Consider the following 14,864-nt stretch of genomic DNA (forward strand, 5'->3'; position numbering starts at 1 on the left):
GCGACACCGTCGGGCAGGGGCCAGCGGCGAACGGGCGGAGAGCTGCGCCGGACGCCCGGCGAATTCGCGGGCATTGCGCTGAGTCTTGTGCACACCTGGTGAAAGCCGACCGACGGCTCTACTCTCAATGGCATGGTCGCAGACTCAGCTGTCGGAGCTTCTCCGGCCGAACCCCGGCCGCCTCGGGGTCGGCAGGATGAGGCGATTCTGCGCGAATACACCAGGCCGGTCGCGTTCTACGTGTGGGCGACTGCTCTGCCCTGGGCCTTCTGGTTCGCGGCGGCCTATCTCAGCCATCTGCCGGAGCAGAGCCAGGCAGTGCTCGTGTCCACACTGATGCTGTCATTGGCCGGTCTCTTCTCACCCCTGGCCGTGGTCGTCGCATTCATCTGGAACCGGCCGAGGCTCCGGGCGGATATCGTCACCAGGCTGAAATGGCCGGGAGCGGACCGTTTGCCGTGGGTTCTGGCCGCAGTGCTCTTGGTCCCGGTCAGCCTCTTGGCGGCCCAGGGTGTGTCCCTGTTCTTCGGCTATGGTCTCGACCAGTTCTCCCTGCGCGGAGGCTTCACCTTCTCCACCGGGCTGATGCCCGCCTGGGCGACTCTCATCGGGGCCGCGATCATCGAGGAGCTGGCCTGGCACAGCTACGGCACGGACACCCTGGTGCGGAAGATGCGAGTCTTCTCCGCATCGATGCTCTTCACTCTCATCTGGGCCCTGTGGCACGTGCCCCTGTCGTTCATCGACGGCTACTACCAGAACGAGGTCGTCGAGTCGGGAGTGCTCGCCACCCTCAATTTTCCCATCTCGATGATCGCCTTCGTGCTGGTGATGAACTGGCTGTACTACCGCTGCGGACGCAGCATACTGGTGCCCGTGATCTTCCACGCCTCGGCGAACATGTCCGCGGAGCTGTTCATGACGCACCCCGACTCGAAAATCATCCAGACCGGGGTCCTGCTCATCTTCTCAGCAGCGATCGTCATCAGAGACCGTTCGCTCTTCTTCGACCGGCCGGCGGTCGCCCCCGAACTTTCTCAAGATGACGCCAGAGCAGACGGATAGCCGAAGACCCAGTGGGGGTTCGGCTATCCGACTGCGGTGAGGACGGTCGACTCGGCTACTGCCGACCCTCCTCCTCGGCCCGCTTCTTGCCCGTGGACTTCTCCGCGGCCTCCTGGGCCTCGTCGAAGACCGACGGCGCTTCCGTGCCGGCGTCGCCTTCCTCTTCACGGCCGGGCGTGTGCAGGTTGAACTTGATGATGGCCCAGCGGAAGAGGAAGTAATAGATGAGCGCGTACACGAGGCCGATGACGATGAGCAGCAGCACCGGAAGGATTCCACCGGACAGCTCTGAGGCCCGGCCCAAGTTGAGCACATAGTCGATGGCGCCGGCCGAGAACCCGAACCCGGACTTGATGCCCAGGGCGTTGACGAGTGCCAGCGAGGTGCCGGTGAGCACGGCGTGGACCGCGTACAGCGGGAAGGCGACATAGGCGAAGGCGTATTCGAGCGGCTCGGTGGTGCCGGTGATGAAGGCGGTCAGAGCCACCGACAGCATCACACCTCCGACGACCTTGCGACGGCTGGCATGTGCCGTGCGGTAGATCGCCAGAGCCGCGGCCGGCAGCGCGAACATCATGATGGGGAAGAACCCGGTCATGAACGATCCCGTCCAGGCGGCCGTGCCGTCGACTCCGCTGTAGAAGCAGGTGATGTCACCGTGCAGCGTCTCGCCTGAGGAGTTGGTGCACGAACCCAGCTGGAACCAGGGCAGGTTGTTGAGCAGGTGGTGGAGACCGAAGGGGATGAGCAGCCGATTCACGGTGCCGAAGACGAATCCGGTGGCCGGGTTGGACCCGTGCTCCATGAGGAAGCCGCCGACGCCCTTGTTGATGAGTGTGTCGAAGACCGGGTAGATCAGAGCCATGACGACGGCGATGAGCATCGCCGCGACGGAGGTGACGATCGGGACGAAGCGTCTGCCGCCGAAGAACCCGAGATAGGTGGGCAGCTTGATCCGTCGGTAGCGCTGATAGAGCAGTGCCGTGACGATGCCGATGATGATGCCGCCGAGCACACCGTAGTTGATCACCGTCTCGCCATCGCCGCTGTCCGATCCGAAAGCGGGAGCCAGCGCGCCGAAGACCTGGTCGAGGACCAGATAGCCGACGACGGCGGCCAGGGCCGTGGAGCCGTCGGCCTTCTTGGCGAAGCCGATCGCCACGCCCACGGCGAAGATGATCGGCAGATTGTCGAACAAGGCCGACCCGGCGGCCCCGAGAGTGTCCGCCACCGGCTGGAGCCATCCGGCGAACTGCGCCAGCCCGTCGGCGCCGAGCATGTCCGGTTGTCCGAAGCGCTGCAGCAGCGCCGCGGCCGGCAGGACGGCGATGGGAAGCATGAGAGAGCGTCCCACGCGCTGCAGCTGCGCGAAGCCGGGGATCTGCCGCTTCTTCTTGGGTGCGTCGTCGGCGGGTACGGCCGTCATCGGGTTCCTCCTATTCGTGTGGCGTCCGGTCCAGAGCGGTGGACACGCTCGCTGTGCTGTCGGCAATGTCCGCGGGTCGCCGTAGACTTGTGACGGACATCGCAGAACAGAACCCCGGCACCGGTACGCGAGTGCGGGACATGAAGGTGGTTGTTATGAGCAAGGCGGAGCAGATCGTCGCCGGCCTCGGCGGCGCGGACAACATCGATGAGGTCGAGGCCTGCATCACTCGGCTGCGCGTCGAAGTCGGCGACGAGAACCTCGTTGACGAAAGCGCCCTCAAGGAGGCAGGTGCCTTCGGCGTCGTTGCCCAGGGCACTGCCGTGCAGGTCGTCGTCGGTCCCGAAGCCGATCTCCTCGTCGATGACATCGAAGACCTGATGGATTGAAGTGACCTTTGACACATTCACAGTCTAGGTGAAAAACTCCGTTCCATGGTCGATCGAGCGGAGAAAACCTCCACGGGTGGGGCTCCGAGCTCTGCTTCGCTGTTGGCGCGTCTGCGCTCCCTGGTGCCCGCCCTCAGTCGCGGTCCGGCCGCAGTGGGGCGTGCGGTGCTCGAAGATCCGCTCATAGTCGTGCCCATGACGATCCAGCAGCTCGCCGCGCACTCCGGGGCCTCCGACGCCTCGGTCATCAGGCTCGCACAAGCCGCCGGCTGCAGCGGCTATCGCGAATTCCGCACGCTTCTGGCCGCGGCGACCGCGCAGAACGCCGAGACGACTCGCGGTGGCCTGCCCGCCGATATCGGCGCCGACGATGCTGCGGAGACGGTGCTGACCAAACTCGAGGCCGAAGAGCATCGGGCACTGGCCGACACCGCCGCTTCCCTCGATGTGGGCGCGCTGACCGGTGCCGCCGATTCCATCGTCTCCGCACGTCGAACAGTGGTCGCCGGCATCGGTGCCTCCGGCCTCGTGGCCGTTGACCTGGCCACCAAGCTCGAACGGATCGGCCTCATCAGCCGCGCGGTCACAGAAGGGCATATGGCGATGACCCTTGCCGTGCTCATGTCACCTGAGGATCTGCTCATCATCGTCTCCGCCTCGGGCGAGACCACCGACATGGTCGAACCGCTCGCTGCCGCCCGGCAGTCGGGCGTTCCCACGGTGGCGATCACGATGCGCCCCCGCAGCAGCGTCACTTCGGCAGACCATGTGCTCATCGGCGTCGCAGCCAGGGAGACCGGCATGCGCTCGGCCGCGATGAGCTCACGGATCGGCCAGTTCTTCGTCGTCGACGCTCTGTTCACACTGGTGTTCCAAAGACGCTTGGACGAGGCAGAGGCAGCCATCGGCACCTCTCACCGGAAACTGGCCACCCGCCGGCCGGGAAGGACGACCACAGGATGCACTCAGACAGGAAGGCAGGACGCTTCTCAATGACACTGACCATCTCCTCTCCCGTGTGCGGCAGCGTGATCGCGCTGTCCGCGGTTCCCGACCGCGTGTTCGCCGAGGCGATCGTCGGCCCCGGCACGGCCGTGGACCCCGGCGAGACTGCGACCGTGACGGCCATTGCGCCGATCAGCGGCACGCTCAAAGTGCTCAAGCCCCATGCCTATGTCGTCGTCACCGCGGCCGGGCAGGGAGTCCTCGTGCATCTGGGCATCGACACCGTCGAACTCGCCGGCCGGGGCTTCGAGCTGCACGCCGAGGCAGGAGACGAGGTCCGCATCGGCGACCCGCTCATCACCTGGGACACGGCCCCGTCCCGAGAGGCCGGGAAGTCGGTGATCGTGCCGGTGATCCTCCTCGACGCCGATGCGGATTCGCTGTCAGTGACCGATGCGGCCGCAGTCTCCGCCGGCGAACCGCTTATCGCGATGCAGTGACGATGCGACGACGAGGAAGAGGAGGCCGATGAGATTCGAGTGCGATGCCGTACTCTTCGACATCGACGGCACACTGGTCGACTCCACCGCAGCGGTCGAACGGACGTGGCACACCTGGGCCGACAACCATGGCTTCGATCCGCACGTCATCCTCGAAACCAGCCATGGACGGCGCAGCATCGACGTCGTCACGGAGCTGATTCCAGGCGAACACGTCCAGGCAGCAGTCGAAGAACTGATCACCATCGGCGAGACCGACCTCGACGGAGTGATCGCGCTGCCGGGGGCGAGCGAGGCGATCGCGGCGGTGCGCGACCAGCGGTGGGCGGCGGTGACCTCGGGCGAGGCCCGCATCATGCTTCCGCGTCTGGAAGCGGCCGGGCTCACACCGCCTGAGGTGATGATCACCGCAGATGACGTGACTCGAGGCAAACCCGACCCGGAAGGGTACGCCATGGCCGCTCGCAGACTCGGCGTCGACCCCCGGCGCTGCCTCGTCGTCGAGGACGCGCCGGCAGGAATCGCCGCCGGACTGGCAGCCGGCGCCCAGGTCCTGGCAGTGACCACCACGCATGAGACGGACGAGCTCACTCGGGCCCATGCGGTGGTGCCGGATCTCAGTGCCTGCGACTTCTCCTCCGCAGGCGGTCAGGGAGTCGTGGTGGTCACATCCACTTCTTCGTCTTGAACACGACGCAGAGTGCGATCCCGAGACCGAGCATGAGTCCCAGCGCCACCGGATAGCCGAAGGCCCAGCTTCGTCGGCTCTCGGCCGCAGTGTGCGGGAGGCGAATCCGGCTCACTGGCAGATGATCCGGTGAGAATCATCTGTGTCTTTCTCGTGTGTGGAGCAGTACACTGAAAGACAGCGACGCGGGAATTCCTCTCCGACGAAGCTGAGATGGGCTGTGCAGGCCGGCAGCGCATGGATTCGACGAATCGATCATACGGGGCCCGAGCGAAACGGTTCGGTAGGGTTCAGCATCTGCTGAGAAAGAAGGCGAATACGGCGAAGTGCGCCGAGCTGAGCGGTCAGCTCCGCTCAGAGATGATCTTCAACTTCCAGGTCGCTTAGACGGCCGAAATCACCGAACAGACGCAGTGCTTCATCGACGAGACCAGCGTCGGCCGGTTCGGCTCCGAACGCGATCGCAATCGGTACCAAAAGAAGGTGCTGAACAATGACCGCCACGATGGATCAGGCGGCCCTTGACGCTCCAGTGGTTCCACGGAGCAAGGGCAAGATCATCGTCGACTGGATCACGTCGACGGACCACAAGACGATCGGGTACATGTACCTCATCGGCTCGTTCATCTTCTTCTGCGTCGGCGGCGTGATGGCGCTGATCATCCGCCTCGAGCTCTTCGATCCCGGAATGCAGATCGTCGAGACCAAGGAACAGTACAACCAGCTGTTCACCATGCACGGCACTCTGATGCTGCTGATGTTCGCCACCCCGCTGTTCGCCGGCTTCGCGAATGTCATCATGCCGTTGCAGATCGGTGCCCCGGATGTGGCATTCCCGCGTCTGAACGCCTTCGCGTTCTGGATGTACCTCTTCGGCAGCCTCGTTGCCCTGTCCGGCTTCCTCACCCCGCAGGGTGCGGCCTCGTTCGGCTGGACGGCGTATGCGCCATTGAGCAATACGACCTTCACACCGGGTGCCGGTGGCAACCTGTGGGTCCTCGGTCTGGCTCTGCAGGGCTTCGGCACCATCCTCGGTTCGGTCAACTTCATCACCACCGTCATCACGATGCGTGCGCCGGGCATGACGATGTTCCGGATGCCGATCTTCTCCTGGAACGTCCTCATCACCGGCATCCTCGTGCTCATGGCCTTCCAGCCGCTGGCTGCTGCTCTGCTGGTCCTCGGCGCCGATCGTGTGCTCGGTTCACACGTGTTCAGTCCGGGCAACGGCGGGCCGATTCTGTGGCAGCACCTGTTCTGGTTCTTCGGCCACCCCGAGGTCTACGTGATCGCTCTGCCGTTCTTCGGCATCGTGACCGAGATCTTCCCGGTCTTCAGCCGCAAGCCCGTCTTCGGGTACAAGGAACTCGTGTTCGCCACGATCGCCATTGCGGCACTGTCGGTGACCGTGTGGGCTCACCACATGTACGTCACCGGTGTCGTGGCCCTGCCGTTCTTCGCGTTCATGACGATGCTCATCGCGATTCCGACCGGTGTGAAGTTCTTCAACTGGATCGGCACGATGTGGAGGGGCTCGATCACGTTCGAGACACCCATCGTGTGGTCGATCGGCTTCCTGGCCACGTTCCTCTTCGGTGGTCTCACCGGTGTGATCCTGGCCAGTCCCGCACTTGATCAGCAGGTGTCGGACACCTACTTCGTGGTCGCGCACTTCCACTACGTGGTCTTCGGCACCGTTGTGTTCGCGATGTTCGCCGGGTTCTACTTCTGGTGGCCGAAGTGGACGGGCAAGATGCTCAACGAGAAGCTCGGACACATCCACTTCTGGATGCTGTTCATCGGCTTCCACGCCACCTTCCTCGTCCAGCACTGGCTCGGTGTCGACGGCATGCCCCGTCGCTATGCCGACTACCTGCCGCAGGACGGCTTCACCTGGATGAACCAGGTGTCGACGGTCGGCTCCCTGCTGCTGGGTCTGTCCATGGTTCCGTTCTTCTGGAACGTGTGGATCACCGCCCGCAACGCACCGAAGGCCACCGTCGATGACCCGTGGGGCTACGGAGCATCGCTGGAATGGGCGACCTCGTGCCCGCCCCCGCGCCACAACTTCACCTCGCTGCCGAAGATCCGTTCGGAACGTCCGGCGTTCGATGCGAATCACCCCGAGCTGCTCGAATACTCGGTCCCGGGCAAGGCGGTGCTCGACTGAGCGGAGACAGCACGCGGTTCCTGTGACAGAACTCCTCCTGAGTCCGTGCGCAGGTGAGTTAGAGTGGCAAGCGGTCAGCATGGTTGCGGACCGACTGCCCATGGAACTGCGAGCACGGAGCGGAGATCATGTCACGAATCCTCCTCCGCATCTGGCGCCGCTACCGGGATACGGCGCTCTTCGTGAAGATGACGGTCGGCTTCGTTCTCGGACTGATCGTTGCCTTCGTCTTCGGGGAGCGAGCGCAGGTTCTGTCACCGCTCGGTGACATCCTGCTCAACCTCCTGCAGCTGATCGTCATCCCGATCATCATGGTGACGCTGATCGACGCGGTCAACAGTACGCGACCCGGGAACCTCGTCAGGGTCGCATTCAAGACCTTCGCCTTCTACATCCTCACGACGATCGCCGCCGTCGTCATCAGCCTGGCCCTGGCTCTGCTGATCAACCCGGGGACGGGGCTGCACCGGCCCGAGAAGAGCGCAGAGACACCCGATGCGCCTTCGTTCGTCGATCAGCTCGTCAGCATATTCCCCGACAACTTCTTCAAGGCGCTGGCCGACGGCAACATCCTCGCCCTGATCTTCGTGTCCATGGTCATGGGCCTCACGCTGGCAGGCATGCGCCGCTCGTCCGACGAGACCATCTCCGGCTTCGGGAAGCTCGTGTACGACCTCGTGCTCGCGGCCAAGGAGATGACGTTCCGCATCCTCTCAGGGATACTCCAATACGCGCCGTTCGGTGTCTTGGCCCTCGTGGCCAGCGATATCGGCAGCCAAGGACTCGACGCTCTGGCGGCTCTGGGCAAACTCACCGGCGTCGTCTATGCCGGCCTGGCCGCACAGATCCTGCTCATCTACATTCCGCTGCTGCTGATCAATCGGATCCCGGTCGGCGGTTTCTTCCGCGTTGCCGGTGCACCGATGGCCACGGCCTTCACCACGCAGAGCAGTTCCGGGACGATCCCGGTGTCGCTGGAGGCGACGAGGAAAGCGGGCATCCTCCAAGAGGTCGCAGGGTTCGTCATCCCCCTGGGCGCGACCATCAACATGGACGGGGCAGTCATCCGTCTGGGAGCGTCGGTCGTGCTGGCGGCCAACATCGTCGGCCACGACATGACCGTGCTCGAACTCGGCGCGGTCGTCCTCACCGCCACATTCGTCTCGATCGGCACCGCCGGAGTTCCCGGTGCCGGGCTCATCGGTCTGACGATCCTGCTGCAGCAGGCCGGCCTGCCGCTCGAAACCGTCGCCTTGGTCGCCGGAGTCGACGTCATCCTCGGAATGGGCGCGACGATGATCAACATCACCGGCGACCTCGTCGGGGTCCATCTCATCGACAAGAGCGAGAAACGGATTGTAGCGCCATCTGCGGAATTACGGGAGGGGTAGTCACGACCGGTTCCGTCTGGGATCGTGAGTGCACAGTCCGCATTCGTGCTCACCCGACGATATGGCGAGGAGGAGCTGACCATGGACTACACCCGACTCGGATCAGGTCTGTATGTCTCACGACTGGCCCTGGGCACCATCCCATTCGGATCCGGTGGCGGGTTCGAACGGATCGCAGGGATTGGGCCGGACGACGCTCGACGCCAGTTCAGAGAAGCCCTCGACCGTGGAGTGAACTTCATCGACACGGCCAACCTCTACTCCGCCGGCGACGCGGAGAAGGTCCTCGGCGAGATCATGGGCAGCAGACGCGATGACATCGTCCTGACGTCCAAGGCTCGGATGCCCGTGGGGGAGGGACCCAATGATTCGGGAGCGAGCAGGCAGCACTTGAGGCGAGCCGTCGAAGACAGCCTCCGACGCCTGCGCACCGATCACCTCGATCTGCTCTACATCCACCAGTGGGACGGGCAGACACCGATCACCGAGACCATCTCCACCGTCAACGAGATGATCAGGGCCGGGACGATCCGATATTGGGGAGTCTCGAACTTCAGCGCCTGGCAGCTGACGAAGACGGTCTACGAAGCGCAGCTGGCGGGTCTCGAAGGCCCGATCGCCCAGCAGGTGTACTACACGCCCGAGGCGCGCGAGATCGAATACGAGATGATCCCGGCCGCCCGCGATCTGGGAGTGGCGACCTTCGGGTGGAGCCCACTGGGCGAGGGACTCCTCAACGGAAAGGTCAGACGCGGTCGGCAGACACCGGGAGACACACGACAGGGCACCGGTTGGCCCGAACCCCACGTCACGGATTGGAAGCGGGCCTATGACCTCATCGAACTGTTCGCTCAGATCGCGGATGAGCTGGGATGGTCGATTCCGCAGGTCGTGATCTCCTGGATCCTCGACCGCCCGGGTGTGGACGGCACGGTGATCGCGGCTCGGGAGTTCGACCATCTCACCGAGGATCTCGACGCTGTGGAGCTCACCCTTCCACCGGAGGCCCGGGACCGGATCACAGCGGCATCGCAGCTGCCCGCCTACTACCCGCACTGGCACAGGATGATGACGGCTATGGACCGTCCCGAACCCGCCGAGGCCGAGTTCCTCGCCGAACAGCGCCGACATGTCTTCGGCGATGACGCATAGCCCCACGCACAGCTCGACGCGTCAACCAGGACACGAATCACAGAAGGAAGAGGAACACCGATGACCACACGTGACGAACTCCGTGCAGAGAAAGCTCTGCAGGGACTGGAATTTCCCGCATCGAAGTCCGAGCTCATCGATTACGCGACCGAACGCTCGGCCACTGCGAAGACGCTTCAAGCTCTGGAAGCGCTGCCTGACCGGAGTTTCGAGAGCAAGGACGATGTCGTCGAGGCAGTGCCGCAGGAACCCGAAGGCGACGCCCCCGGAGGCGTGCACCGGTGAGGCCGCCCGGGGCACTGACGAACGAGCAGAACACTGATTCGAAGCGGAAGAAGGAGCCTGAGCATGCGCAGCGATGAGTTTCTCAAGAACGTCACCGAAGTCGGCGGTCCCAGCGATGCTGAGAGCGCTGCCGTCGTGACCCGAACAGTGCTGGACAATCTCGGCAAGCAGCTCAAGGGTGGGGAAGCGGCGGACCTCGCCGCGCAGCTGCCCGCCGAATTGCAGGAACCGCTCCAACGGCACGGTTCGGAAGCGCCGCTGACCGACGATGTCGATGATTTCCTGCGTCGTCTGGCTGAACAGCTGGGTGAGGGGATCGACCCTGACACCGCGAGGGCCTATGCGGGCGCAGTGCTGTCGACAGTGGACGCCGCGGTGTCCGAAGGCGAGATCGGCGACCTTCGCTCACAGCTGCCCGCCGGTTTCGCTCCGCTGTTCGAGGACTGAGTTCTGACATGCTCAAGCCAGCGGGCAGTCCGACTCTCCGCTGGCTGGGATCTCGGATGATCACGCCCGGCGTTGACGCGAGAGCGCAAGAGCCAGCATGAGTGAGGCTCCCCAGAGGAGGAAGAGAGGGTCCCACAGCCAGGCATGGCCGACCATTCCGGGACCGTCGTATCCTCCCTCCGGAGTGATGACTCCCATGAGGACGAGGTTGCCGACGATGGTGTTCGCACCGCCCCAGAGCAAGAGCACGATGGCGCCGATCCAACAGGCAGATCGTGAGAGACGTGGGGCCGGCCATGCCCATCGCGCCAGCAGCAGCGGAAACAACCCGGCGAAGATCTTGGCGAGTCCCACAGGCAACAACAGCCAACGCGAATCGGCGAAAGTCTCGATCAGGTCGGCTCCCAAGGACTCCAGCAACCAGCCTCCTCCCATCGCCCAGTAGAGACTGAAGAGTCCGTGCACTGTCCCTGCCGCTGCAGCCGTCCACAGCGCCATCCGTCCGATGGCGCCGCGATCCCACGAGGATCGTGGGTGGTGTTCCTGGTCAGACATGGCGTTCGGAGCATGATCGCATCGGCTGGCTCCCTACCGTCGAGTTCGGTTCACGGACCAGTATGCCTGGCTGAAACCAGCGGTGTCTTCCCTGAAACCACCGAATTGCCCTCCTGAAACCACGGTGAATCCGCGCGGACAAGCACTGGCGGAATGAACGCAACACGGCCAGCGCCCACCGAAGGGCCCCTCTGCGATAGCGGGGTGGCCTCAAGCCGAACCGGAGGTGCAATTCAGTCTGAGCACAGACGGGCATGCACAATAGGATCCATGAGCTTTCTTCCGGCGGAACTGCCGCATACCGCAGCCCGGGGTGCCAATTTCGCGCAGGCAGCGGCCAAGCTGGCAGCGCAGAGACTGCGTGAGCGGATGCGCGAATCACGGCTCTCGGACGATTTCCGTCCTCAGGACGATGACGAGTTCGTAGCCGCCGTCCATTTCGCGGGAGATCTCAGCTCCGTGTATCAGCTGGAGCAGTGGCTGTGGCCATTCGAGCAGCTGGAAGCCCACCTCAAGGACATCGGACACAACACCCGACCATTCGGAATCATCGTCCGGAGTGCGACGGTCGCAGAGTATCTGAAGGATGTCGCTGCCTTCCCGGTTCGCTTCTCACGATTGACCAATGGGCTGGACAAGTTCATGAACTCTCCGAGCCTTCGGGTCGTCTTCTACGTCAACCAAGCGACGAGCAACTTTCACGCGCTCCGATACCCTGAGCCGGCTCATGTGCATCTCAGCCACGGTGAGAGCGAGAAGATCTCGATGATCTCGAACCAGCTCAAGGCCTATGACTTCGTCTTCACTGCAGGCCAAGCCGCCAGAGAGCGGATCGAGCAGACCCTCTATGGAATGAGCGACGACCGCATGCTTGACGTGGGACGGCCGCAGCTCGACCAACCGCGCACCGTTCCTCCGGCCTGGGAGCAGTTCAAGCGTGCTCACCCTGACGGGAAGGTCGCGTTCTACGCCCCGACATGGGAGGGCGATTCCCCTGCAATGTCGTACGGAACCATCGCCTTCAACGGGGAAGCCATTGTCACCGCGCTGCTCGGGGCCGGGTATCGAGTAATCTTCCGCCCCCATCCACGAACTGGGGTCATGAGGCAGGATTTTGAGAAGGCTTTGGAAGCGGTGACGGAGATCATCGAGTCTGATCCGCGGGGGTTCCTGGACGAGAGTCCTGATGTCTCCTGGCAGTTCGACGAGGCTGATATCGCTGTTGTCGAGATGACGGCAGTGGCCTTCGACTGGCTCGCATCGGGAAAGCCGCTGGTCATGGTTCGGCCACATGACCCGGACGCAGAAGTGCTCGAAGGTGGCCTCCTCGATCGGTGCCCCACCTTGGAGCCGTATGGGCGCGTCGACATAGTGAATCTCATCGACGAGGCGCTCTCCCGACGGAATCCGGTCGAGTCCCTGGCGGACTTCTATCTGGGCGACACCTCAATGGGCGCGCAGACCGCACGCTTCATTCGCTCGAGCGAACATGTGATCGAGCGGCGGACCGAGGAGCACCGCCTGAAATGCGGCGGGTGAAGCGGGTTACATTTTCTTAACCTGAAATTACAGAATGGTAAAGTATCGCAGGACAATTTCTGCGGCCCACCCGGTGGGCACTGATCACTGGACGGATTCTGCAATGCGACGAGTCATCACATACGGGACTTTCGATCTGCTCCATTACGGGCATATTCGACTGCTCCAGCGATGCAAAGAACAGGGCGACTACTTGGTGGTCGCCCTCTCGAGCGACGAATTCAATGCGGGCAAAGGCAAGAAGTCTTACTTCTCCTACGAAGAACGCAAGCACATGCTCGAGGCGATCCGCTACGTCGATCTCGTCATCCCCGAAGACAACTGGGAGCAGAAGGCGACCGACGTCGATAAATACCACATCGACACATTCGTCATGGGCGATGATTGGGAAGGGGAATTCGACTTCCTCAAGGACAAGTGCCAAGTCGTCTACCTGCCTCGCACTCCCGAGATCTCGACCACTCGCATCAAGACAGAGCTGGGTAAGTCCTGACTGTACCGGCGTGAGCTTCGCGCTATCGTGGCTGAATACCACCCATAGATCAGAGAGGAACGGACGTGCCCGAAAAGTCTTCGGCGAAACACCCGACATTGTCGGAGCTTCGGGCCAAGGCACAGCCGATCGAGGTCCGCAGTCGAAAGAACGCCGAGCACTGGTCGGCTCAGCTCTATCTGCGTCATATCTCGATCTATTTCACGATGCTGCTCGTCCGCACGAAGATCAGTGCCAATGGAGTCACCGGTCTGATGATCCTGGCGGGCTGGTGCATCGCCGGCAGCCTTCTGATTCCCGGGATCTGGGGTGCGATTCTCGCAGTGTTCTTCTCTCAGGTGCAGATGTACATCGACTGCTGCGATGGTGAGGTTGCGCGGTGGAGAGGAACCAGCGGGGCGAAGGGGGTCTTCCTCGACAAGGTCGGTCATTACACCACCGAAGGCCTGGTTGCAGCAGCGCTGGGAGTGAGGGCTGTGGGGGAGTGGAGCAACCTGATCGATGATCCGGCCGGGTCCTATCCGCTTCTGCTGGCCGGAACGGCCTTGGCCGCCTTGGTTCTTCTCAATAAGGCACTCAACGACATGGTCCATGTGTCACGAGCGTTCAATGGACTCGACAAGCTCGCGGATTCCAAGGAAGCCACCGAGCTCAACCCAGGAGCGATCGCCACACTCAAACGGATCGCACGATTCGTTCCCTTCCAGCGAATCTTCCACTCCGTCGAGATGTCGCTGATGGCGCTGCTGTCGAGCATCGTCACCGCAATTGCGGTCCCAGCGGGGGCTGAGCCACTGGTCGGAGAGCGCTGGCTCGTCCTCGTGATGGCGCCCCTCTGCTTGCTGTCCGTGATCGGACATTTCATGTCGATCATGGCCTCAAGGAGGTTGTCATGAACGACCGCAGATACACTTTCGGAGTCGTCGTCCTCAGCCAAGGAAAGCGGCTGGAGGAGCTCAACCGCGGATTCGAATCTCTTCTGGTACAGAAGGGTGTCGAGCTCGACATCGTCTGTGTCGGCAACGGCTGGGAGCCGGAAGGCATCCCCGAGCAGGTCAAGAAGCTGGGGCTTCCAGAGAACCTTGGAATTCCCGCTGGGCGCAACGCTGGGGTCCCTCATGTCACCGGTGAGTTTTTGTTCTTCCTCGATGATGATGCATGGCTGCCCGACGACACGACGCTTATGCGCATGGCGCAGCTGATGCGAACCAAACCCAAGATCGGTCTGGTCCAACCACGAGTTGAAGAACCCGGTGGACCGGACGCGCCCAAACGGTGGATCCCACGGCTGAAGAAGGGTACGGCCGATCATTCGTCGAACGTGTTCTCCGTGTGGGAGGGCGCTGTTTGCCTGCAGCGACGGGCCTTCGACGAGTGCGGCGGCTGGCCGGCTCCCTTCTGGTACGCCCACGAGGGAATCGAGCTCGCCTGGCGGGTCTGGGACGCGGGCTACATCGTCTGGTACATGGGCGACCTCGCAGTCGCTCATCCCGTGATCGACCCCAGAAGACACGACGAATACTTCTACATGAACGCCAGGAACCGCGTCTGGTTGGCCAGGCGGAATCTGCCCTGGCCATTCAGCTGGGCGTATGTCGGTTCGTGGACACTGGTCCAGTGCCTCAGATGGGCCAATAGGCCGCATCAGTTCAAAGCCTGGATGGAAGGGTGGCGTGCCGGTTGGCGACTTGACCCATGGGGCCAGAACGAGGACCGTCGGAAACTGTCCGGACGAGGGGTCCTGCGGATGTCACGACATGGCCGCCCTCCGATCGTATGAGCACGAGCAGCACCGAACTCCTGCGGTGAGCAGTGACAG

18 protein-coding genes are annotated in these 14,864 nt (G+C 63.1%); 14 read left to right on the plus strand and 4 right to left on the minus strand.

The annotated features are described in order from the left end of the window. The first annotated feature begins 132 nt into the window (after positions 1 to 132). Entirely contained in the window at positions 133 to 1,065 is a 933-nt protein-coding gene (locus IG171_RS01565) for a CPBP family intramembrane glutamic endopeptidase (protein WP_212129345.1), read from the plus strand. 55 nt (positions 1,066 to 1,120) lie between these two features. Here IG171_RS01565 and IG171_RS01570 read toward each other — a convergent pair whose 3' ends face one another. After that, positions 1,121 to 2,491: a PTS transporter subunit EIIC gene (locus tag IG171_RS01570; protein WP_212129348.1), complete on the minus strand. Its 1,371-nt coding sequence runs from the start codon at positions 2,489 to 2,491 to the stop codon at positions 1,121 to 1,123. 155 nt (positions 2,492 to 2,646) lie between these two features. Here IG171_RS01570 and IG171_RS01575 point away from each other — a divergent pair, with 155 nt between their 5' ends. From IG171_RS01575 to IG171_RS01590, 4 genes are read left to right on the plus strand one after another with little or no spacing between them, the layout of a single operon-like run. Further along, positions 2,647 to 2,880 carry a PTS glucose/sucrose transporter subunit IIB gene (locus tag IG171_RS01575; protein ID WP_212129350.1) on the plus strand — a complete coding sequence of 78 codons (234 nt, stop codon included), beginning with the start codon at positions 2,647 to 2,649 and terminating at the stop codon, positions 2,878 to 2,880. A gap of 45 nt (positions 2,881 to 2,925) precedes the next feature. Continuing rightward, positions 2,926 to 3,876 (plus strand): MurR/RpiR family transcriptional regulator, encoded by a 951-nt coding sequence (locus tag IG171_RS01580; protein ID WP_212129352.1) that lies wholly within the window; start codon positions 2,926 to 2,928, stop codon positions 3,874 to 3,876. Next, positions 3,873 to 4,325, plus strand: coding sequence for a glucose PTS transporter subunit IIA (locus tag IG171_RS01585; RefSeq protein WP_212129354.1), 453 nt, complete (start codon positions 3,873 to 3,875; stop codon positions 4,323 to 4,325). The genes IG171_RS01580 and IG171_RS01585 overlap by 4 nt, the downstream gene beginning before the upstream one ends. A 28-nt stretch (positions 4,326 to 4,353) precedes the next feature. Continuing rightward, on the plus strand, positions 4,354 to 5,013 hold the full coding sequence (locus IG171_RS01590; RefSeq protein WP_212129357.1) for an HAD-IA family hydrolase: 660 nt from the start codon (positions 4,354 to 4,356) through the stop codon (positions 5,011 to 5,013). Here IG171_RS01590 and IG171_RS01595 read toward each other — a convergent pair. Next, positions 4,991 to 5,128: a hypothetical protein gene (locus IG171_RS01595; protein ID WP_212129359.1), complete on the minus strand. Its 138-nt coding sequence runs from the start codon at positions 5,126 to 5,128 to the stop codon at positions 4,991 to 4,993. The two genes, IG171_RS01590 and IG171_RS01595, sit on opposite strands and share 23 nt — an antisense overlap. Positions 5,129 to 5,367: 239 nt before the next feature. Then, positions 5,368 to 5,517, minus strand: a complete 150-nt coding sequence (locus IG171_RS01600) for a hypothetical protein (protein WP_212129361.1) — start codon at positions 5,515 to 5,517, stop codon at positions 5,368 to 5,370. Here IG171_RS01600 and ctaD point away from each other — a divergent pair. The 5 genes from ctaD (at position 5,507) to IG171_RS01625 (ending at position 10,458) form a co-directional block, all read left to right on the plus strand. Next, entirely contained in the window at positions 5,507 to 7,183 is a 1,677-nt protein-coding gene (ctaD, locus tag IG171_RS01605) for a cytochrome c oxidase subunit I (RefSeq protein WP_212129363.1), read from the plus strand. The genes IG171_RS01600 and ctaD overlap by 11 nt on opposite strands. 128 nt (positions 7,184 to 7,311) lie before the next feature. Then, complete coding sequence (locus tag IG171_RS01610; RefSeq protein WP_212129365.1) at positions 7,312 to 8,574, plus strand: dicarboxylate/amino acid:cation symporter; 1,263 nt, start codon at positions 7,312 to 7,314, stop codon at positions 8,572 to 8,574. 24 nt (positions 8,575 to 8,598) lie between these two features. After that, the gene (locus tag IG171_RS01615) at positions 8,599 to 9,726 is read left to right on the plus strand and encodes an aldo/keto reductase (protein ID WP_249203942.1); all 1,128 of its coding nucleotides are present in this window, start codon (positions 8,599 to 8,601) and stop codon (positions 9,724 to 9,726) included. Between the two features lie 60 nt (positions 9,727 to 9,786). Then, positions 9,787 to 10,011, plus strand: coding sequence for a DUF2795 domain-containing protein (locus IG171_RS01620; RefSeq protein ID WP_212129366.1), 225 nt, complete (start codon positions 9,787 to 9,789; stop codon positions 10,009 to 10,011). A 63-nt stretch (positions 10,012 to 10,074) separates the two neighbouring features. Continuing rightward, complete coding sequence (locus IG171_RS01625; RefSeq protein ID WP_212129367.1) at positions 10,075 to 10,458, plus strand: DUF2267 domain-containing protein; 384 nt, start codon at positions 10,075 to 10,077, stop codon at positions 10,456 to 10,458. A 60-nt stretch (positions 10,459 to 10,518) separates the two neighbouring features. On the opposite strand, the gene IG171_RS01630 is transcribed toward IG171_RS01625, so the two are convergent. After that, on the minus strand, positions 10,519 to 11,013 hold the full coding sequence (locus IG171_RS01630) for a DUF3995 domain-containing protein (RefSeq protein WP_249203943.1): 495 nt from the start codon (positions 11,011 to 11,013) through the stop codon (positions 10,519 to 10,521). Between the two features lie 153 nt (positions 11,014 to 11,166). Between IG171_RS01630 and IG171_RS01635 the strand changes: the two genes are divergently transcribed. The 4 genes from IG171_RS01635 to IG171_RS01650 all read left to right on the plus strand — a co-directional run bounded on the left by IG171_RS01635 (position 11,167) and on the right by IG171_RS01650 (position 14,825). After that, the gene (locus tag IG171_RS01635; protein ID WP_249203944.1) at positions 11,167 to 12,552 is read left to right on the plus strand and encodes a CDP-glycerol glycerophosphotransferase family protein; all 1,386 of its coding nucleotides are present in this window, start codon (positions 11,167 to 11,169) and stop codon (positions 12,550 to 12,552) included. A gap of 103 nt (positions 12,553 to 12,655) precedes the next feature. Then, a complete protein-coding gene (tagD, locus tag IG171_RS01640; RefSeq protein WP_212129368.1) occupies positions 12,656 to 13,045 on the plus strand; it encodes a glycerol-3-phosphate cytidylyltransferase in 390 nt (129 codons plus the stop codon). Positions 13,046 to 13,110: 65 nt separating this feature from the next. Then, positions 13,111 to 13,941, plus strand: coding sequence for a CDP-alcohol phosphatidyltransferase family protein (locus IG171_RS01645; RefSeq protein ID WP_212129370.1), 831 nt, complete (start codon positions 13,111 to 13,113; stop codon positions 13,939 to 13,941). Continuing rightward, a complete protein-coding gene (locus IG171_RS01650; protein ID WP_212129372.1) occupies positions 13,938 to 14,825 on the plus strand; it encodes a glycosyltransferase in 888 nt (295 codons plus the stop codon). The genes IG171_RS01645 and IG171_RS01650 overlap by 4 nt, the downstream gene beginning before the upstream one ends. The last annotated feature ends 39 nt before the right edge of the window (positions 14,826 to 14,864 follow it).

The organism is Brevibacterium sp. SMBL_HHYL_HB1, from assembly GCF_018208375.1.
GTDB lineage: Bacteria > Actinomycetota > Actinomycetes > Actinomycetales > Brevibacteriaceae > Brevibacterium > Brevibacterium intestinavium.